Source organism: Streptomyces sp. NBC_00091, assembly GCF_026343185.1.
In the GTDB taxonomy this organism is placed as follows: domain Bacteria; phylum Actinomycetota; class Actinomycetes; order Streptomycetales; family Streptomycetaceae; genus Streptomyces.
Genome location: NZ_JAPEMA010000001.1, coordinates 3,568,365 through 3,587,949 on the forward strand (window position 1 = coordinate 3,568,365; position 19,585 = coordinate 3,587,949).

Here is a 19,585-nt window from a genome sequence, read left to right on the forward strand (position 1 = left end):
CGCCGGGTTGGACCAGCAGCTCGGCACATGCAGGGGGAGGAACGATGGCGGACAGCTTCGGGCCGGCGCGCGGTGACGACGGCGCCGGCTGTCGTGGGGCGGGGGACCCGGCCGGTGAGCCGATCCGGGTGCTCGTGGTCGACGACCACGCCCTCTTCCGGCGCGGGCTGGAGATCGTCCTCGCCCAGGAGGAGGACATCCAGGTCGTCGGCGAGGCCGGGGACGGGGCGGAGGCCGTGGACAAGGCCGCCGACCTGCTGCCGGACATCGTGCTGATGGACGTACGGATGCCCCGGCGGGGCGGGATCGAGGCGTGCACCTCGATCAAGGAGGTCGCCCCCTCCGCGAAGATCATCATGCTGACGATCAGCGACGAGGAGGCGGACCTCTACGACGCGATCAAGGCGGGCGCCACGGGATACCTCCTGAAGGAGATCTCCACGGACGAGGTCGCGACGGCGATCCGCGCCGTCGCGGACGGGCAGTCGCAGATCAGCCCGTCGATGGCCTCGAAGCTGCTCACCGAGTTCAAGTCGATGATCCAGCGCACCGACGAGCGGCGGCTGGTGCCGGCGCCGCGGCTGACGGACCGCGAGCTGGAGGTCCTCAAGCTGGTGGCCACCGGGATGAACAACCGGGACATCGCCAAGCAGCTGTTCATCTCCGAGAACACCGTGAAGAACCACGTGCGCAACATCCTGGAGAAGCTCCAGCTGCACTCCCGCATGGAAGCCGTCGTGTACGCGATGCGGGAGAAGATCCTCGAGATCCGGTAGCGCCGCTGTAGCCGCTCGCCGCGGTGGCCGCTCGCCGCGGTGGCCGCCGGCGGCGGGGCTACGCCCGCCGGGCGGCGAGCTCCGCCGTGACGGCCGCCGCCTCCCGCGCGTCCTGCGCGCGGTCGACCCGTACCTCCTCGCACCCCACCCACCGGGCGGCCTCCCACAGGGCCTCGGCCATGGCGGGAGCCGCCTTCGGACTGGTCAGCGAGAGCTGGCGGGCCACCAGCGTGCGGCCCTCGCGGGCCGGGTCGACCCGGCCCTGGAGCCGGCCGCCGGCCAGCAGCGGCATCGCGAAGTAGCCGTGGATCCGCTGGGGCTTGGGGACGTACGCCTCCAGGCGGTGCGTGAAGCCGAAGATCCGCTCGGTGCGGGGGCGGTCCCAGACCAGCGAGTCGAACGGGGACAGCAGGGTCGTGCGGTGACGGCCGCGCGGGGCGGTGGCCAGCGCCGCCGGATCGGCCCAGGCGGCCTTGGCCCAGCCCTCGACCTCCACCGGCACCAGCCCGGAGTCCCCGATCACCGCGTCGACCTGCTCGCCCTTGAGGCGGTGGTAGTCCGCGATGTCGGCGCGGGTACCGACGCCCAGGGACTGCCCGGCCAGCGCCACCAGGCGGCGCAGGCACTCGCGGTCGTCCAGGTCGTCATGGAGCAGGGCGTCCGGCACGGCCCGCTCGGCGAGGTCGTAGACCCGCTTCCAGCCGCGCCGCTCGGAGCAGACCACCTCGCCGGTGTCGAGCAGCCACTCCACCGCGATCTTGGTCTCGGACCACTCGAACCACTCGCCGCCGTTCTTGGCGCCGCCCAGCTCGGAGGAGGTCAGCGGCCCGTCGGCCGCGAGCCGGTCCAGGACCGCCTTCGTCGAGCGCTCCTTGTCCTGAAGGACGTGCCAGCGGTGGCCGCGCGCCCGCCGGGCACGGCGCCGGAACGCGAAGTGCGGCCACTCCTCGATCGGCAGGATGCACGCCGCGTGCGACCAGTACTCGAAGGCGTGACTGTCCGACCAGTAGGCCTTCTCCACGGTGTCCCGGCCCACCGCGCCCAGGCGCGCGTACGGGATCAGCTCGTGCGAGCGCGCCAGCACCGAGATGGTGTCCAGCTGTACGGCGCCCAGGTGGCGCAGCACCCCGCGCACCCCCGCCCGGCGGTCGGGAACGCCGAGGAAGCCCTGCGCGCGCAGGGCGATGCGGCGGGCCTCGTCGGCGGTGAGGGAGAGGGTCGGCTCCGGGCTGCGGGTCATGGTCGGCAGCCTAGGCGCCGCCACTGACAGCGGGCAGGTAGGGCAGCCGGGAGGGGAGGCCGAGGTCGGAGGGGAGCAGGCCGCCGACCCAGCAGTCGCGCAGGGTGCCGCGGAGGTCGAGGGCGGCGCGCAGGGTGCCCTCGATGCGGAAGCCGGCCTTCTCCGCGACGGCCCGGGAGGCGGCGTTGCCCGTGGCGGCGCGCCACTCCAGCCGGCCGGCGCCGACCTCGGTGAACAGCCAGCGGGCGACGCCGAGGACGGCCTCGGTCACGTAACCGCGGCCCCGGTGCTCCCTGGCCGCCCAGTAGCCGATCTCGTACCCGCCGGGGCCGCGCACGTGCACGCCGACGGAGGCGACGAGCGGGCCGTCGGGTCCGAGCCGTACCGCGAAGGCGTACTCGACGTCGTCACGCCAGTTGCGGGCGGACAGTTCGGTGACCCAGCCCTGCGCGTGGCCGCGCTCGTAGGGGGAGGGCACGACGGTCCAGCGCTGGATGTCGGGGTCCTGGCAGGCCGCGTACACCTCCTCGGCGTCCGAGGGGGAGAAGGGCCTCAGACAGAGACGTCCGGTGGTCAGCGTGATCGGCTCCATGAACGGATTGTGGCGGCGGCGCGTAACCCGGGCGAGGGGTTTTCGCTCACACCGGCACCTAAGGCCTCCCCCGTACGTTCTCATTCCGGGCGCCCGTGCCCTGCGGACACGGCGGACCTCCCGACGCGACCACGTCCTCGCTTACGATGGCCGTTGCGGTGGGGCCCACCTGCCGTGCCCGGCTACGTAAAGTGCCCAGGCCCGACCGGCAAGGAGACAAACCTCGGTGTCCGTCTTCAACAAGCTCATGCGTGCAGGCGAAGGCAAGATCCTGCGCAAACTGCACCGCATCGCGGACCAGGTCAACTCCATCGAAGAGGACTTCGTCAACCTCTCCGACGCCGAGTTGCGTGCCCTCACGGACGAGTACAAGCAGCGCTACCAGGACGGCGAGAGCCTGGACGACCTGCTGCCCGAGGCCTTCGCGACGGTCCGCGAGGCCGCCAAGCGCGTCCTCGGCCAGCGGCACTACGACGTCCAGATCATGGGCGGCGCCGCGCTGCACCTCGGCTACGTCGCCGAGATGAAGACCGGTGAGGGCAAGACCCTCGTCGGCACGCTGCCCGCGTACCTGAACGCCCTGTCGGGCAAGGGCGTCCACCTGATCACGGTGAACGACTACCTGGCCGAGCGCGACTCCGAGATGATGGGCCGGGTCCACAAGTTCCTGGGCCTGTCCATCGGCTGCATCCTGGCCAACATGTCGCCGGCCCAGCGCCGCGAGCAGTACAGCAGCGACATCACGTACGGCACGAACAACGAGTTCGGCTTCGACTACCTGCGCGACAACATGGCGTGGTCGCAGGACGAGCTGGTGCAGCGCGGCCACAACTTCGCCGTGGTCGACGAGGTCGACTCGATCCTCGTCGACGAGGCCCGCACCCCGCTGATCATCTCCGGCCCGGCCGACCAGGCGACCAAGTGGTACGCCGACTTCGCCAAGCTGGTCACCCGGCTGACCAAGGGCGAGGCGGGCCAGCCGCTCAAGGGCATCGAGGAGACCGGCGACTACGAGGTCGACGAGAAGAAGCGCACCGTCGCCATCCACGAGGCCGGTGTCGCCAAGGTCGAGGACTGGCTCGGCATCGAGAACCTCTACGAGTCGGTGAACACCCCGCTCGTCGGCTACCTCAACAACGCGATCAAGGCCAAGGAACTCTTCAAGATCGACAAGGACTACGTCGTCATCGACGGCGAAGTCATGATCGTCGACGAGCACACCGGCCGTATCCTCGCGGGCCGCCGCTACAACGAGGGCATGCACCAGGCGATCGAGGCGAAGGAAGGGGTGGACATCAAGGACGAGAACCAGACCCTCGCCACGATCACCCTGCAGAACTTCTTCCGCCTCTACTCGAAGCTGTCCGGCATGACCGGTACGGCCATGACCGAGGCCGCCGAGTTCCACCAGATCTACAAGCTCGGCGTCGTCCCGATCCCCACCAACCGGGCGATGCAGCGCAAGGACCAGGCCGACCTCATCTACCGGACCGAGGTCGCCAAGTTCGCCGCCGTCGTCGACGACATCGCGGAGAAGCACGAGAAGGGCCAGCCGATCCTCGTCGGCACGACGTCGGTCGAGAAGTCCGAGTACCTCTCGCAGCAGCTCTCCAAGCGCGGCATCCCGCACGAGGTGCTCAACGCCAAGCAGCACGAGCGCGAGGCCACCATCGTCGCCCAGGCCGGCCGCCGCGGCGCGGTCACGGTCGCCACGAACATGGCCGGCCGCGGTACCGACATCAAGCTCGGCGGCAACCCGGACGACCTCGCCGAGGCGGAGCTGCGCCAGCGCGGCCTCGACCCGGAGGAGCACATCGAGGAGTGGGCGCACGCCCTGCCCGAGGCCCTCAAGCGGGCCGAGGCGGCGGTGAAGGCCGAGTTCGAGGAGGTCAAGGAGCTCGGCGGGCTGTACGTGCTGGGCACCGAGCGGCACGAGTCGCGCCGTATCGACAACCAGCTGCGCGGCCGCTCCGGCCGCCAGGGCGACCCGGGCGAGTCCCGTTTCTACCTGTCGCTGGGCGACGACCTGATGCGCCTGTTCAAGGCGCAGATGGTCGAGCGGGTCATGGCGATGGCGAACGTGCCCGACGACGTCCCGATCGAGAACAAGATGGTGACGCGCGCGATCGCGTCGGCCCAGTCGCAGGTCGAGACCCAGAACTTCGAGACGCGCAAGAACGTCCTGAAGTACGACGAGGTCCTCAACAGCCAGCGCGAGGTCATCTACGGCGAGCGCCGCCGCGTCCTGGAGGGCGAGGACCTGCACGAGCAGGTCGTCTTCTTCATGGACGACACCATCGACGCGTACATCGCGGCCGAGACGGTCGAGGGCTTCGCCGAGGAGTGGGACCTGGACCGGCTGTGGGGCGCCTTCAAGCAGCTCTACCCGATCAAGGTGACGGTGGAGGAACTGGAGGAGGCGGCCGGCGACCGTGCGGGGATCACCGCCGAGTTCATCGCCGAGTCCGTCAAGGACGACATCCACGAGCAGTACGCCTCGCGCGAGAAGGCGCTCGGCTCCGAGGTCATGCGCGAGCTGGAGCGCCGCGTGGTGCTGTCGGTGCTCGACCGCAAGTGGCGTGAGCACCTGTACGAGATGGACTACCTCCAGGAGGGCATCGGCCTGCGGGCGATGGCCCAGAAGGACCCGCTGGTCGAGTACCAGCGCGAGGGCTTCGACATGTTCAACGCCATGATGGAGGGCATCAAGGAGGAGTCCGTCGGCTACCTGTTCAACCTGGAGGTCCAGGTCGAGCAGCAGGTCGAGGAGCTTCCGGTGCAGGACGCGGCGCCGTCCCTGACCAAGGAGCCGGTGCCCGCCGCGCGTCCGGAGATCCGGGCCAAGGGCCTGGACACTCCGCAGCGCCCGGACCGGCTGCACTTCTCCGCGCCGACGGTGGACGGGGAGGGCGGGGTCGTCGAGGGCGACTTCGACGACGACGCCGCGGGCGGCGACGGCGACGGCCTGACGCGGGCGGAGCGCCGCAAGGCGCAGAAGGCCTCCGGCGGCCGCCGCCGCAAGAAGTAACCCCCCGCATCCCGGCACCCGGCCGGGGCCGGACACCGTGTGGTGTCCGGCCCCGGCCGGCGGCGTTGGGGGGCGGGGGCGGGGTACGCGGCTTGCGGTGCGGGCGGGCTATCTCCCCCTCGAGGGGGTGGGGCTGGGCGGTGGCTGCCCACCCGCCTCCCTGTGTGCGGGGCGGTGGGGGGATGGGGTTTCGGCCCGGCGGGGGCGATGCGTGCGACGGGGCTTCGGGAGGCAGGGTTTCGGCTGGACCTGATCAGAGCTGGTTTGGGGGTTTCCCGTCAGTCCCATCGTCCTTCCGTGTCGGGCCGGTCCCTCAAGGGCGCTCACTTCGTTCGCGTCGCTTCGCGATGGCCTTCGGCCACCCTTGACCGACCGTCCCGCCCCGGAAAGACAAAGGACTGCCGAGAAGCCCCCAAAAGAACGGCACGGTCCAAGGGGAAGGGACGGGTACCTCAGCGATGAGGCGAGGGGCTTTCCCTTGCCACGCCGGGCATCCGGGCCTGTCCAGCCCTGCCCCAGGGCCGGGGGCCCGGGCGCGACAGATCGCTACGCGCTTCTCATATCTCAGCGTCCGACGGCCGTCTTGGGCTGATACCTGCACCAAATGACGACCAGAGCGGCGCGGGGAGCCTCTGGGCGCATCAGATCGCTACGCGCTTCCCAAATCTCGGCGACTGGCCGCCGTCTGGGGCTGGAATGAGCCGCGGCAGAGTCCGGCAGCCTCCGCCTAGGCGTCGAAGTCGTACTCGAGGACGTATGAAGCGGAGTCCAGAGTCATCTCGTTGATCTCAACGGCCCGGCCACCCTCGGCGAATGCGGTGCGGACGATCTGGATGACGGGTGTGCCCATGGAGAGGGAGAGCCGCTCGGCCTCGCCGGCTGAAGGCATCCGCGAGCGAATTTCCTCGCGGAAGTGGACGGGTTTGTGCCCCAGCTCGGCCAGCCTCGCGTACGTCCCACCAGGGCCGGTGTCGACCTGAGTGATGGCGGAGTCGGCAACGACGTCCGACGGCAGGTACGACGTCGCGAAGAGCACCGGCTTGCCGTCTAGCACGAAGCGGCGGCTGCGCACCCAGGCCTGAGACCCTGCGGGAATGCCAAGGGCGTCGGCGATGCGGTTGCCGACCTCTTCCTCGTGGACTTCGATCTGATCGACGACGAGCTCTCGATCCGTGGAGTCGGCGGACCAGATGGAGCGGCCCGAGCCCCACTGCTCCTGTGCGAGCCGCTGGATGCCGTGACGTCGCAGGGGCCTGAACGCCCGGACGAAGACGCCGGCGCCCTTCCGGGCCTCCGCGAGACCTTCGTTCTGGAGTACGCCGAGAGCCTGGCGCGCCGTCATCCGCGCGACGTCGTAGCTGGCCATCAGGTCGTTCTCGCCCGGCAGGCGGTCGCCCGGGCCGTACTCGCCCGACTGGATGGCCGACCTCAGCTCATCAGCGATCCGCTGGTACTTCGGCTGGCGGGTCCCACCCTGGCCTGTCATCGAATCGATCACTCCTTCTCCTCTCTAGACACCCTAGGGCCAGGAATAGGCCGCTGCACGTACCAGCCCTGGGCCCTACCCGTGAGATCTCTAGAGATGTGTTGACGGATGGGATGGAATCGGCTGTAGTGGACACATCTCTAGAGAGGCTGCTCGTGAAGCGGTCTCACAACTGAGGAGTGATCTGCATGCGTCAGATTCCCGTCGAGATGGCGTTCTCCGAGGCCATTACGCAGCGCTGCATCGAAGGTGAAGACGCCCCCTCGATGAGGGTGAACGCCGTAGGTGAGCCCAGCGCCGATTTGCTCGACCGGGCGCTGGTCGGCTGGGAGCGCTTCCTCGGCACCTTCCAGGACTCCTCCGATGACTGAACGGTACGAGTACGTTCCGCATCGGCTCCTGCGCCGTCGCGTCCGCGACATCGCTTCCGGCGTGGAGGGCGAGCTGATGGCCGTGATCAACGAGAACGTCTCGGACTCGGTCGCCCACGAGCACTGGATGGAGCTGGCCTACATCCGTGGCGCGTCCGGCCGCGAATTCACGACCGCCGTCACCAACGTCGAGCCCGTCGGCTGACCCGACCCAGCTCCGAGAGGCGTGTGACCAGCCCCAGACGGCGGCCAGTCGCCGAGATTTGGGAAGCGCGTAGCGATCTGATGCGCCCAGAGGCTCCCCGCGCCGCTCTGGTCGTCATTTGGTGCAGGTATCAGCCCAAGACGGCCGTCGGACGCTGAGATATGAGAAGCGCGTAGCGATCTGTCGCGCCCGGGCCCCCGGCCCTGGGGCAGGGCTGGACAGGCCCGGATGCCCGGCGTGGCAAGGGAAAGCCCCTCGCCTCATCGCTGAGGTACCCGTCCCTTCCCCTTGGACCGTGCCGTTCTTTTGGGGGCTTCTCGGCAGTCCTTTGTCTTTCCGGGGCGGGACGGTCGGTCAAGGGTGGCCGAAGGCCATCGCGAAGCGACGCGAACGAAGTGAGCGCCCTTGAGGGACCGGCCCGACACGGAAGGACGATGGGACTGACGGGAAACCCCCAAACCAGCTCTGATCAGGTCCAGCCGAAACCCTGCCTCCCGAAGCCCCGTCGCACGCATCGCCCCCGCTGGGCCGAGACCCCACCGCCCACCGGCCCGCACACAGGGAGGCGGGTGGGCAGCCGCCGATCCGCCACCGGCGGCTCGAGGGGGAGATAGCGGGCCCGCGCCGCGAGCTGCGTGCTGGCCCGGACCTTCGCCGACGCCGTCGCCCGTCACTGTGCGCAGTGGCCCGGGCCCGCCCGCTGAGGGTGCCGGTGGGGCCCGGGAGGGGGCTCGGGTGGGGTTGTGATGGGGCCGGGAGGGTGATGGGTGGCTACCCTTTCGGGCCCACCCCGGCGGGGCCGGGGGCGTCCACCTGGGGCCTCTGTGGGGGGTTCGCGGTGGCCCGTGGGCGGGGGGCGGCCACCCGGATAGGTGAACCCGGGCCGCCTTTGCGAAGCCCCTCCCGGACGGTTGCGGAGCGTGTTCGGCGGCCGTAGAAATCCCGCATCAAGTTACCGCCCGGTACCGCCGGGCTCGGTCTGATCGGGGGAATCGCCATGGACACCACCACGCGCGGCACGATCGGCGGCGAGGGCAGTCGCAGCAGGCCCGGCGGCTCCGGCCGGACCCGGCCCGCCGGCCGCCGGGACCAGCGGCGCCCGGCGCCCGCCGCGCGGGCGGTGCGCCGGCTCGGCCCGCACGACTGGTTCGCCGAACGCCTCCTGGCGGTGCTGAGCGGCCAGCGCCCGGTCCACTCGCTGCTCGGCCTCACCGTGGGCGAGGCGTACGAGCAGCTGGTCACCCTGGCTCCCGCAGGGCCCCTGCGCGACCGCCTGCGCCCGGTCCTGCGCCACTGCGGCCGTTTCCACCCCGGCCCGGGGGTGATCGAGGCCTTCGCCCGGATCGCGACCGGGGACCGTGTCTCGGCGATGGCCTTCCGCCTCGAGCAGGGTCCCGACCGCCGCTGGCGCTGCGCCGCCGTCGAGATCCAGGGCCCCCGCCCGTAGGGGGCTCCGGCCGGCCGGGTGGCGGTCGTATCCTGAGGGCGTTTCCGACTACCGAAAGCAGCCGGCCATGCGCGTGTACGTCCCCCTGACACTCCCCGGGCTCGCCGAGGCGCACAAGGCGGGCGAGCTGGGGCCCGCCCCGCTCCGCGCGTACGCCGTCACGCCCGCCCTGCGGGAGTGGTACGTGTCCGACGACATCGAGGAGCTGGAGTACGCCGCCCTCAGCCGCGCCGCCCTCGCCTCGCTGCGGCTGCTGGCCGCCGACGCGGACGCCCCGCGCAAGCGGGTCGTCGTAGCCCTCGACGTCGACGACAAGGCCGCCACCGCCGCCCCCGGGCTCGACGAGGCCACCCTCGGCCAGGTCGCCCTCGCCGCCGCCGTACGGCTCACCGTGGCCGCCGCCGTGCACGTCGACGCCGCCGACGCCGAGGGCGATGTCACGGCCGCCGCCGGGGCCCTGGAGGCCGCCGACGCGGGGGACGACGACGCGCAGTTCACCGTGGACGGCGCCGAGGACCACGAGCTGCTGTGGTTCGGGGTCCAGGAGATCCCGGGGCTGCTCTCATGAGGCCGCACATCGTCTGGGACTGGAACGGCACGCTGCTCCACGACATCGACGCCGTCATAGTCGCGACCAACGCCTCCTTCGCCGAGCTGGGCCTCGACCCGATCACCCTGGAGCGCTACCGCGAGCTGTACGTCGTACCGGTGCCCAAGTTCTACGAACGGCTGATGGGGCGGCTGCCCACGGACGCCGAATGGGCCGTGATGGACGAGGCCTTCCACCGGCACTACTGGGCCGCCGCCGAGGACGCCGGACTCGCCGACGGGGCCCTGGAGCTGCTCCGGGGCTGGCAGGCGGACGGTCTCACCCAGTCCCTGCTGTCCCTCGCGCCCCACGACAAGCTCGTGCCCCTGGTCCGCGCGCACGGAATCGACGGGCATTTCCTGCGCGTCGACGGCCGCACCGGGCCCTCGCACACCTCCAAGGCGGGGCACCTCGTACGTCATATGGCCGCACTGGGGACGGCCGGTGTGACCGCCGACCGTACGGTCCTCGTGGGAGACGCCGTGGACGATGCGACGGCCGCGCTGCACGTGGGGGCGCGCGCCGTGCTGTACACCGGCGGGTCGCACAGTCGAGCCAGCCTGGAGTCCGCCGGGGTTCCCGTCGTCGACAGCCTCGCCGAGGCCGTGGCCACGGCCCGTGAGCTGGCCGGATAGGGCAGGGCAAGGGGCGATCCGGCCACCGTGCTGGCCAGACTGTCCAGGTTTCACCCCAGGATTTGTACAGTTTCCTCGAATGACGACCTGGGGGCGGACCGAGATAGCCTTGTACCCGTGATCAGCGCGATAGTCCTCGGGGGCACTGACGCCCCCGGCCCGCGCCCGGCGCACATCCGTGGCCGGGCCTTCGCTGATCCCCGCCGCCGGGACCTGCCGATCATCATCGAAGCCTTCCCGGGCGGCTCTCCCGACGCCACGGCGTCGAAAACCAATCCGGACGGACATCCCGCCTCATCGCGGCGTTTTGTCGTTCCTTCCTTCCCCTACGTCACGCAATGGCGCGCGACAGGAGCCAGAGGACATGCAGACCAAGCTGGACGAAGCAAAGGCCGAGCTGCTCGCGCGGGCGGCACGGGTAGCTGAGAACAGCCCGGCCGGGGGGCTACTTCCGACTGGGTCCGAGCACGGGGAGCGTCCCGATCAGGGCACGACGCTCGCCTACCTCCAGCGCTACTACCTGCACACGGCCCCCGAGGACCTCGCCGACCGGGACCCGGTCGACGTGTTCGGCGCGGCGCTCTCCCACTACCGGCTCGCCGAGAACCGGCCCCAGGGCACCGCGAACGTGCGCGTGAACACCCCCACGGTCGAGGAGAACGGCTGGACCTCCAGCCACTCGGTCGTCGAGGTGGTCACCGACGACATGCCGTTCCTCGTGGACTCCGTGACCAACGAGCTGTCCCGCCAGGGCCGCGGCATCCACGTCGTGATCCACCCGCAGGTCGTCGTACGCCGTGACGTCACCGGCAAGCTGATCGAGATCCTCGGCCCCGACTGCGACGCCCACGGCCCGAAGACCGCGCGCCCCCACGACTCCCTCGTCGAGTCCTGGATCCACGTCGAGATCGACCGGGAGACCGACAAGGCCGACCTCAAGCAGATCACCGGCGATCTGCTGCGCGTCCTGTCCGACGTCCGCGAGTCCGTCGAGGACTGGGAGAAGATGCGCGACTCCGCGCTGCGCATCGCCGACGAGCTGCCGGGCGAGCCCACCGCGCCCGACCTGCGCGAGTACGAGCTCGAAGAGGCCCGCGAGCTGCTGCGCTGGCTGGCCGACGACCACTTCACCTTCCTCGGCTACCGCGAGTACAACCTCGTCGACGGCGACGCCCTGGCCGCCGTGCCCGGCACCGGCCTCGGCATCCTGCGCTCCGACCCGGTCCACCACGGCCAGGAGGACGCGCACCCCGTCTCGCCGTCCTTCAACCGGCTGCCCGCCGACGCCCGCGCCAAGGCCCGCGAGCACCGCCTGCTGGTGCTGACCAAGGCCAACAGCCGCGCCACCGTGCACCGTCCCTCGTACCTCGACTACGTGGGCGTGAAGAAGTTCGACGCCGACGGCAACGTCGTCGGCGAGCGCCGCTTCCTCGGCCTGTTCTCCTCGGCCGCCTACACCGAGTCCGTGCGCCGCGTCCCGGTGATCCGCCGCAAGGTCACCGAGGTCCTCGAGGGCGCGGGCTTCTCGCCCTCCAGCCACGACGGCCGCGACCTGCTCCAGATCCTGGAGACCTACCCGCGCGACGAGCTGTTCCAGACCCCGGTCGACAAGCTCCGCGAGATCGCCACCTCCGTGCTGTACCTCCAGGAGCGCCGCCGGCTGCGCCTGTACCTGCGCCAGGACGAGTACGGCCGCTACTACTCGGCGCTCGTCTATCTGCCGCGCGACCGGTTCACCACCGGCGTCCGGCTGCGCCTGATGGACATCCTCAAGGAGGAGCTCGGCGGCACCAGCGTCGACTTCACCGCCTGGAACACCGAGTCGATCCTCTCCCGCATCCACTTCGTCGTCCGCGTCCCGCAGGGCACCGAGCTGCCCGCGCTGACCGACGCCGACGTCGAGCGCGTCGAGGCCCGCCTGGTGGAGGCCGCCCGCTCCTGGGCCGACGGCTTCGGCGAGGCACTGACCGCGGAGCTGGGCGAGGAACGCGCCGCCGAGCTGATGCGCAAGTACGGCACCTCCTTCCCCGAGGGCTACAAGGCCGACCACTCGCCGCGCGCGGCCGTGGCCGACCTGTGCCACCTGGAGAAGCTCTCCGCCAGCGAGCGCCCGTTCGCGCTCTCCCTCTACGAGCCCGTCGGCGCGGGCCCCGGCGAGCGCCGCTTCAAGATCTACCGCACCGGTGAGCAGGTCTCCCTCTCCGCGGTCCTGCCGGTTCTCCAGCGCCTGGGCGTCGAGGTCACCGACGAGCGGCCGTACGAGCTGCGCCGCACCGACCGGGTCAGCGCCTGGATCTACGACTTCGGCCTGCGGATGCCGCTGTCCACGGGCAACGGCGACGCGTACCTCGGCGACGACGCGCGCGAGCGGTTCCAGGAGGCCTTCGCGGCCGTGTGGACCGGCGAGGCCGAGAACGACAACTTCAACACCCTCGTCCTCGGCGCCGGCCTCACCTGGCGGCAGGCCGTGGTGCTGCGCGCGTACGCCAAGTACATGCGCCAGGCCGGCTCCACCTTCAGCCAGGACTACATGGAGGACACCCTCCGCAACAACGTCCACACCACCCGGCTGCTGGTCTCGCTCTTCGAGGCGCGGCTGTCGCCCGGCCGCCAGGCCGCCGGCACCGAGCTGATCGACGCCATGCTGGAGGAGCTGGACGGGGCCCTGGACCAGGTCGCCTCGCTCGACGAGGACCGCATCCTGCGCTCCTTCCTGATGCTGATCAAGGCGACGCTGCGGACGAACTACTTCCAGAGCGCCAGCGAGGGAAGCGGAAAGCACGGTCAGCTGGGCGGCGCGGGCGAGCAGCACGCGTACGTGTCGATGAAGTTCGACCCGCAGGCCATCCCGGACCTGCCGGCCCCGCGCCCCGCCTTCGAGATCTGGGTGTACTCCCCGCGCGTCGAGGGCGTCCACCTGCGCTTCGGCAAGGTCGCCCGAGGCGGCCTGCGCTGGTCCGACCGCCGCGAGGACTTCCGTACGGAGGTGCTCGGCCTGGTCAAGGCGCAGATGGTCAAGAACACCGTGATCGTGCCGGTCGGTGCCAAGGGCGGCTTCGTCGCCAAGAACCTGCCCGACCCGTCGGTGGACCGCGACGCCTGGCTCGCCGAGGGCATCGCCTCGTACAAGATCTTCATCTCGGCGCTGCTCGACATCACCGACAACATGGTCGCCGGCGAGGTCGTGCCGCCCAAGGGCGTGGTCCGCCACGACGAGGACGACACCTACCTCGTCGTCGCCGCCGACAAGGGCACCGCGACCTTCTCCGACATCGCCAACGGCGTCGCCGAGTCGTACGGCTTCTGGCTGGGCGACGCCTTCGCCTCCGGCGGCTCGGCCGGCTACGACCACAAGGGCATGGGCATCACCGCCCGCGGCGCCTGGGAGTCCGTCAAGCGGCACTTCCGCGAGCTGGGCCACGACACCCAGACCCAGGACTTCACGGTCGTCGGCGTCGGCGACATGTCCGGTGACGTCTTCGGCAACGGCATGCTGCTCTCCGAGCACATCCGCCTGGTCGCCGCCTTCGACCACCGGCACATCTTCATCGACCCGAACCCGGACTCGGCCACCTCCTACGCCGAGCGCCGCCGCCTCTTCGAGCTGCCGCGCTCCTCGTGGGCGGACTACGACACCGCCCTGCTCTCCGCGGGCGGCGGCATCCACCCGCGCAGCGCCAAGGCCATCCCGGTCAACGCGCAGATCCGCGCGGCCCTCGGCATCGAGGCGGGCGTCACCAAGATGACCCCGGCCGAGCTGATGCAGACCATCCTCCAGGCCCCCGTGGACCTGCTGTGGAACGGCGGCATCGGCACGTACGTCAAGGCGACCGCCGAGACGCACGCCGACGTCGGCGACAAGGCCAACGACGCCATCCGCGTCAACGGCTCCGACGTCCGCGCCCAGGTCATCGGCGAGGGCGGCAACCTCGGCCTGACCCAGCTGGGCCGCATCGAGTTCGCCCGCAGCGGCGCCGGCGGCGGGGGCGGCAAGGTCAACACCGACGCCATCGACAACAGCGCCGGCGTGGACACCTCCGACCACGAGGTGAACATCAAGATCCTGCTGAACGCGGTGGTCGCGGACGGCGACATGACCGTCAAGCAGCGCAACAGGCTCCTCGCCGAGATGACCGACGAGGTCGGCTTCCTGGTGCTGCGCAACAACTACGCGCAGAACACCGCGCTGGCCAACGGCTCCTCCCAGGCCCCCAGCCTGCTCCACGCCCAGCAGCGCTTCATGCGCCGCCTGGGCCGGGACGGACTGCTGGACCGCCAGCTGGAGTTCCTGCCCAACGACCGGCAGATCCGCGAGCTGCTCAACACCGGCAAGGGCCTGACCCAGCCGGAGCTGGCGGTCCTGTTCGCCTACACCAAGATCACGGTGGCGGACGAGCTCATCCACACCGAGCTGCCCGACGACCCGTACCTGCGCCGCCTGCTGCACGCCTACTTCCCGGGCGCCCTGCGCGCGAAGTTCCCCGAGCAGATCGACGGGCACGCGCTGCGCCGGGAGATCATCACCACCCTGCTGGTCAACGACACCGTCAACACCGGTGGTTCGACCTTCCTGCACCGCCTGCGGGAGGAGACCGGGGCCTCCACGGAGGAGATCGTCCGGGCGCAGCTCGCGGCCCGCGAGATCTTCGGCCTGGCCGAGGTGTGGGACGCGGTCGAGGCGCTGGACAACGTGGTCGCGGCCGATGTCCAGACCCGGGTGCGGCTGCACTCGCGGCGCCTGGTGGAGCGCGGTACGCGCTGGCTGCTGAACAACCGGCCGCAGCCGCTCCAGATCACCGAGACCATCGAGGCCTTCGGCGCCCGGGTGACGGAGGTCTGGTCGGAGCTGCCGAAGCTGGTGCGCGGCGCGGACCTCGAGTGGTACCAGTCGATCATGGACGAGCTGACCGGTGAGGGTGTGCCGGAGGAGCTGGCGGCGAAGGTGGCCGGCTTCTCGTCCGCCTTCCCGACGCTGGACATCGTCGCCATCGCGGACCGCACGGGCGTGGACCCGCTGGCCGTCGCCGAGGTGTACTACGACCTCGCCGACCGGCTGGACATCACCCAGCTGATGGACCGCATCATCGAGCTGCCGCGGTCCGACCGCTGGCAGTCGATGGCCCGCGCGTCCATCCGCGAGGACCTGTTCGCGGCGCACGCGGCGCTGACGGCCGACGTGCTGTCGGTGGGCAACGGCTCCTCCACTCCCGAGGAACGCTTCAAGGCGTGGGAGGAGAGGAACGCGGCGATCATCGGGCGGGCCCGGACGACCCTGGACGAGATCCGGGGCTCGGACGACTTCGACCTGGCGAACCTGTCGGTGGCGATGCGGACGATGCGCTCGCTGCTGCGCTCGCACGCGTAACGCTGCCGCGGGCTGAGCGGAGAACGGGCCGGGCCCGGGGACCATGTGGTCCCCGGGCCCGGCCCGTTCTCGCGGGCGGCTAGCCGCGCGTGAAGGCCTCGTATGCGTCGCAGACCTGCTTCGAGGGGCCGTCCATGCGCAGGACGCCCGCCTCCAGCCAGATCGCCCGGTCGCAGGTCTCGCGGACCGTGCCGATGCCGTGGCTGACGAGGAAGACGGTGCCGGCGCGGGCGCGCAGTTCCTCGATGCGGGCCTGGCTGCGGCGCTGGAAGGCGGCGTCGCCGGTGGCCAGGGCCTCGTCGATCATCAGGACGTCGTGGTCCTTGGCGGCGGCGATGGAGAACCGCAGCCGGGCGCCCATGCCGGAGGAGTACGTACGCATGGGCAGGGAGATGAAGTCGCCCTTCTCGTTGATGCCGGAGAAGTCGACGATGTCCTGGTAGCGCTCGCGGACCTGCTGCCTGGTCATGCCCATCGCCAGCCCGCCGAGGACCACGTTGCGCTCGCCGGTGAGGTCGTTCATCAGGGCGGCGTTCACTCCGAGGAGGGACGGCTGGCCGTGCGAGTAGACCGCGCCGCGGGCCACCGGCTGGAGGCCGGCGATGGCCTTGAGCAGGGTGGACTTGCCCGAGCCGTTGGAGCCGATCAGGCCGATCGCCTCGCCCTTGTACGCGGTGAAGCTGACGCCCTTGACGGCGTGGACCTCGCGGACGCCGGGGGCGGGCCGGCGGGAGACGAGCCGGCTGAGCGCGGCGGTGGCTCCGCCCTTGCGGGCGCCGGCGCCGTGCACCTTGTAGACGACGTGGACCTCGTCCGCGATGACGGTCGGGATGCGGGTGTCAGCCACGGCCGTACTCCTCCTCTGCCTTCCAGAACCAGACGAACCCGCCGACGCCGGCGAGCAGGGCCCAGCCGATGGCGAGCGGCCACACGTGGTGCGGGAGCGCGCTCGCCTTGAAGCTGTCGATCAGGGCGAAGCGCATCAGGTCGATGTAGACGGCCGCCGGGTTGGTCTTGAGCACCAGCGAGACCCAGTGCGGGAGCTGGTCGGTCTTGAGCATGGAGTCGATGGACCACATCACGCCCGAGGAGTACATCCAGGTCCGCAGGACGAACGGCATCAGCTGGCTGACGTCGGGGCTCTTGCTGCCGATGCGGGCCATGACCATCGCGCAGCCCGCGCAGAAGACGGCCATCAGGAAGAGCGCCGGGAGGGCGATCAGCCAGGAGGGGGACGGGGTCTGGCCGAAGGCCAGCAGCAGGACGATCAGGGCCGCCATGGTGACGAGCAGCTGCTGGAAGAGCTGGACCACGGAGGCGATCGGCAGGCTGGCGCGGGGGAAGTGCAGGGCCCGGACCAGGCCGAGGTTGCTGTGGACGGCGCGGGTGCCGGCGCTGATGGAGCTGCCGATGAAGTCCCAGACGAAGACGCCGGTGATCAGGAAGGGCACGTAGTCGGGGACGCCGTGGCTGGCGTGCATCACGATGCCGAAGATGAAGTAGTAGACGGCCGCGTTGAGCAGCGGGGTCATCAGGTGCCAGACCTGGCCGAGCTTGGCCGTGCTGTACGTGGCCTGCATGCGGGCGGTGGCGTACGCCGTCACGAAGTGGCGCCGGCTCCAGAGCTGCGCGAGGTAGCGGGGGAGGGAGGGGCGGGCGCCGCTGAGGGTCAGGCCGTGGGCTGCCGCCAGCTCCGCCGGTGAGGGCGGCGCGGTGGTCACGGTGGTCACGGTGGTCACGGGCTCGCTTTCGACGGGGTCGGGCCGGCGACGGGTCGGGCCTGCGATGGGACGGGTCCGTATCGTCGCTACGGCGACAGTAGGGCGTGTCACGTCGGAACGCAACCGTATCGTCGTGACGGGTGGGTGACGTCGTGCGCCGCTATGCTCTGTGCATGACCAACGAGCCTGCCGCCGCTCCCCCCGCCCGCCGCGCCCCCGCCGGGGCCGCCGTCCTGCGCGAGGACGTGACCGAGGCGATCCGGGCCGCGGTGGTGGAGGAACTCGCCGCGGTGGGCTTCTCGCGGATGTCGATCGAGGCGATCGCCCGCCGGGCCGGCGTCGGCAAGACGGCGGTGTACCGCCGCTGGAAATCCAAGCTGCACCTGGTGCTGGACCTGATCGGCGCGTTCGCCGTCGACGGGCTGCCGGTGCCGGCGACGGGCTCCCTCTACGGGGACGTCCGCGCGCTGCTCGAGGTGATGTCACACGTGCTGCGGCACCCAGTGGCCTCGGCGGTCATCCCCGACCTGCTGGTGGAGGCATCCCGTAACCCGGAGATCGCGGACGCGGTGCGCGGCGCGCTCCTCGAGGGGCAGCGCCGCATGGCCGAGGGCATCGTGGCCGAGGCCGTGGCCCGCGGTGAACTCCCCGCGGGCATCGACCCCGACCACGCCCTGGACCTGGCGATCGGCCCGCTGTACTGGCGCCAGGTGGTCGTACGCGACGGAGTGGTCCCGGCGTCGTACCTGGACGGCCTGGCCCGCTCGGTGGTGGCGGGCCTGCAGACGGACGAGGGGCCCGTCGGGGCGGTTTAGCGGGCCCCCGGGCGAACGGCCCGGGGGCCCGTGGGGGTCAGTGGTTGCTGCAGTCCGGTACGTTGCCCGCGCAGTTGGTGGGCTTGTTCCTGGTGATCTCGCTGTGCTCGTTCTGCACGGTGCCCGGGGCCACGTTGTTGATGCCGCCGCCTTCGCCGCCGGCCCGGTTCTCCTTGATGACCGCCCTCTTGACCGTCAGCACCGGGGCGGGGGCGCCGTTGAACGCCCGCTCGTTGTTGATGCCGCCGCCGTCGTCGCCGGCCTGGTTCTTGAGCACCTTGGTCTTCGACAGGGTGGCCCGGCCGGAGTTGTCCAGGCCGCCGCCGTCCTGGCCCGCCTTGTTGTCGCCGATCTCGCCGCCGTGGATCTCCAGGGTCCCGGGGGTCGCGTTCTTGATGCCGCCGCCGTCGTCGCCGGCCCAGTTCTCGACGATCTTGGTGTCTTTGATGACCGCTGTGCCCAAGGTGTAGATGCCGCCGCCCTGGGTGCCGCCGCCGCCCTGTTGGTTCGTGACGGCGTTGTGCTCGATCCGGCTGTCCTTGACGTTCAGTGTTCCCACGTTGACGATGCCGCCGCCGGCCTGGTCCGCCGTGTTGCCCGACACGGTGGTCCTGACGAGCTCGACGGTTCCGCCCGCGCTGTTGGAGATGCCGCCGCCGACGGCTTCCGCGGAATTCTGGTTCGTGACCGTGTTGGTCCGCACGTGGCTGCGCACCAGGGTGACACGGCCGTTCACGTTGGCGATGCCGCCGCCGGCCTGCTCGGCCTGGTTGCCGGCCACCGTGCTCTTCTCCACCTGCAGGGTGCCGCGGTTGAGGATGCCGCCGCCGATGACCGCGACGTTGCCGCCGGCCACGGTGAGGCCCTTCAGCGTGAGCTGTCCTGACGCTGCCACTTCGATCAGCCGGAAGGGCGCGCTGGCGGACCGGATCAGGGTGGAGTCCTCGCCCTTGATGGTGACCTTGCCGGTGATGACCGGCAGTGCGTTTCCACTGTTCGCGAAGTCGTCGAGGAAGGGGTAGGTGCACCGTTCGGCGAGATGGATCGTGCCGCCGTCGGGGTTGGCGTTCACCTGTTGGACCGCGGTGATGAGCGCCGCGGTATTGGAACACCCCACCGTCACGTTCAACGGCACGGCGTGGGCGGGTGCGGCCAGGACCGGGGCGGCCGTGGCACACAGTCCGAGACTCGCCACCGCAGAGGAACAGGCGAGGACAAGGCGCAGCTTCATGGGCTTCCTTCCACTGTTGCCCAGGGTCGCCGCCCGGCCGAAGGGGCAGTGCGGCGCCTGGATGACACGTGGTAGTTACCGGTT

The 19,585-nt window shown here is 70.7% G+C and carries 14 protein-coding genes and 1 pseudogene; 9 read left to right on the plus strand and 6 right to left on the minus strand.

All coding sequences use genetic code 11. The annotated features are described in order from the left end of the window. Positions 1 to 44 precede the first annotated feature (44 nt). Entirely contained in the window at positions 45 to 776 is a 732-nt protein-coding gene (locus OOK34_RS16515; RefSeq protein WP_267034635.1) for a response regulator transcription factor, read from the plus strand. Positions 777 to 834: 58 nt separating this feature from the next. Here the strand turns inward: OOK34_RS16515 and OOK34_RS16520 are convergent, their stop codons facing one another. Together OOK34_RS16520 and OOK34_RS16525 are read right to left on the minus strand one after the other, a co-directional pair. Further along, positions 835 to 2,016 carry a winged helix-turn-helix domain-containing protein gene (locus OOK34_RS16520; protein ID WP_267034636.1) on the minus strand — a complete coding sequence of 394 codons (1,182 nt, stop codon included), beginning with the start codon at positions 2,014 to 2,016 and terminating at the stop codon, positions 835 to 837. Positions 2,017 to 2,026: 10 nt separating this feature from the next. Continuing rightward, positions 2,027 to 2,608, minus strand: coding sequence for a GNAT family N-acetyltransferase (locus OOK34_RS16525; protein WP_267034637.1), 582 nt, complete (start codon positions 2,606 to 2,608; stop codon positions 2,027 to 2,029). Positions 2,609 to 2,834: 226 nt separating this feature from the next. Between OOK34_RS16525 and secA the strand changes: the two genes are divergently transcribed. Beyond that, positions 2,835 to 5,636, plus strand: coding sequence for a preprotein translocase subunit SecA (gene secA, locus OOK34_RS16530; RefSeq protein WP_267034638.1), 2,802 nt, complete (start codon positions 2,835 to 2,837; stop codon positions 5,634 to 5,636). 727 nt (positions 5,637 to 6,363) lie between these two features. On the opposite strand, the gene OOK34_RS16535 is transcribed toward secA, so the two are convergent. Beyond that, entirely contained in the window at positions 6,364 to 7,122 is a 759-nt protein-coding gene (locus tag OOK34_RS16535) for a GntR family transcriptional regulator (protein ID WP_267036771.1), read from the minus strand. A 188-nt stretch (positions 7,123 to 7,310) separates the two neighbouring features. Here OOK34_RS16535 and OOK34_RS16540 point away from each other — a divergent pair, with 188 nt between their 5' ends. The 6 genes and pseudogenes from OOK34_RS16540 to OOK34_RS16565 all read left to right on the plus strand — a co-directional run bounded on the left by OOK34_RS16540 (position 7,311) and on the right by OOK34_RS16565 (position 15,734). Beyond that, a complete protein-coding gene (locus OOK34_RS16540; protein WP_267034639.1) occupies positions 7,311 to 7,493 on the plus strand; it encodes a hypothetical protein in 183 nt (60 codons plus the stop codon). After that, positions 7,486 to 7,771, plus strand: a pseudogene (locus OOK34_RS16545) (hypothetical protein). The gene OOK34_RS16540 and the pseudogene OOK34_RS16545 overlap by 8 nt, the downstream one beginning before the upstream one ends. A gap of 924 nt (positions 7,772 to 8,695) precedes the next feature. After that, positions 8,696 to 9,145 carry an Rv3235 family protein gene (locus OOK34_RS16550; protein ID WP_267034640.1) on the plus strand — a complete coding sequence of 150 codons (450 nt, stop codon included), beginning with the start codon at positions 8,696 to 8,698 and terminating at the stop codon, positions 9,143 to 9,145. 67 nt (positions 9,146 to 9,212) lie between these two features. Further along, on the plus strand, positions 9,213 to 9,713 hold the full coding sequence (locus OOK34_RS16555; RefSeq protein ID WP_267034641.1) for a hypothetical protein: 501 nt from the start codon (positions 9,213 to 9,215) through the stop codon (positions 9,711 to 9,713). Beyond that, positions 9,710 to 10,369: an HAD family hydrolase gene (locus OOK34_RS16560; protein ID WP_267034642.1), complete on the plus strand. Its 660-nt coding sequence runs from the start codon at positions 9,710 to 9,712 to the stop codon at positions 10,367 to 10,369. The genes OOK34_RS16555 and OOK34_RS16560 overlap by 4 nt, the downstream gene beginning before the upstream one ends. A 364-nt stretch (positions 10,370 to 10,733) precedes the next feature. Beyond that, the gene (locus OOK34_RS16565) at positions 10,734 to 15,734 is read left to right on the plus strand and encodes an NAD-glutamate dehydrogenase (protein ID WP_267034643.1); all 5,001 of its coding nucleotides are present in this window, start codon (positions 10,734 to 10,736) and stop codon (positions 15,732 to 15,734) included. Between the two features lie 79 nt (positions 15,735 to 15,813). Here OOK34_RS16565 and OOK34_RS16570 read toward each other — a convergent pair whose 3' ends face one another. Continuing rightward, entirely contained in the window at positions 15,814 to 16,581 is a 768-nt protein-coding gene (locus OOK34_RS16570) for an ABC transporter ATP-binding protein (protein WP_267034644.1), read from the minus strand. Beyond that, entirely contained in the window at positions 16,574 to 17,473 is a 900-nt protein-coding gene (locus OOK34_RS16575; RefSeq protein ID WP_267034645.1) for an ABC transporter permease, read from the minus strand. Before OOK34_RS16575 ends, OOK34_RS16570 begins: the two co-directional genes overlap by 8 nt. 155 nt (positions 17,474 to 17,628) lie before the next feature. Between OOK34_RS16575 and OOK34_RS16580 the strand changes: the two genes are divergently transcribed. Next, on the plus strand, positions 17,629 to 18,270 hold the full coding sequence (locus tag OOK34_RS16580) for a TetR/AcrR family transcriptional regulator (RefSeq protein ID WP_267034646.1): 642 nt from the start codon (positions 17,629 to 17,631) through the stop codon (positions 18,268 to 18,270). A 37-nt stretch (positions 18,271 to 18,307) separates the two neighbouring features. Here the strand turns inward: OOK34_RS16580 and OOK34_RS16585 are convergent, their stop codons facing one another. Then, a complete protein-coding gene (locus OOK34_RS16585) occupies positions 18,308 to 19,501 on the minus strand; it encodes a hypothetical protein (RefSeq protein ID WP_267034647.1) in 1,194 nt (397 codons plus the stop codon). Positions 19,502 to 19,585: the final 84 nt, after the last annotated feature.

Excerpts from the sequence above, each read along its gene's own strand:
- OOK34_RS16515 (WP_267034635.1), top strand. The coding sequence starts at position 45 with ATGGCGGACAGCTTCGGGCCGGCGCGCGGTGACGACGGCGCCGGCTGT.
- OOK34_RS16560 (WP_267034642.1), top strand. The coding sequence starts at position 9,710 with ATGAGGCCGCACATCGTCTGGGACTGGAACGGCACGCTGCTCCACGAC.
- OOK34_RS16520 (WP_267034636.1), bottom strand. The coding sequence starts at position 2,016 with ATGACCCGCAGCCCGGAGCCGACCCTCTCCCTCACCGCCGACGAGGCC.
- OOK34_RS16585 (WP_267034647.1), bottom strand. The coding sequence starts at position 19,501 with ATGAAGCTGCGCCTTGTCCTCGCCTGTTCCTCTGCGGTGGCGAGTCTC.
- OOK34_RS16525 (WP_267034637.1), bottom strand. The coding sequence starts at position 2,608 with ATGGAGCCGATCACGCTGACCACCGGACGTCTCTGTCTGAGGCCCTTC.
- OOK34_RS16540 (WP_267034639.1), top strand. The coding sequence starts at position 7,311 with ATGCGTCAGATTCCCGTCGAGATGGCGTTCTCCGAGGCCATTACGCAG.
- OOK34_RS16550 (WP_267034640.1), top strand. The coding sequence starts at position 8,696 with ATGGACACCACCACGCGCGGCACGATCGGCGGCGAGGGCAGTCGCAGC.
- OOK34_RS16565 (WP_267034643.1), top strand. The coding sequence starts at position 10,734 with ATGCAGACCAAGCTGGACGAAGCAAAGGCCGAGCTGCTCGCGCGGGCG.
- OOK34_RS16580 (WP_267034646.1), top strand. The coding sequence starts at position 17,629 with ATGACCAACGAGCCTGCCGCCGCTCCCCCCGCCCGCCGCGCCCCCGCC.
- OOK34_RS16535 (WP_267036771.1), bottom strand. The coding sequence starts at position 7,122 with ATGACAGGCCAGGGTGGGACCCGCCAGCCGAAGTACCAGCGGATCGCT.
- OOK34_RS16555 (WP_267034641.1), top strand. The coding sequence starts at position 9,213 with ATGCGCGTGTACGTCCCCCTGACACTCCCCGGGCTCGCCGAGGCGCAC.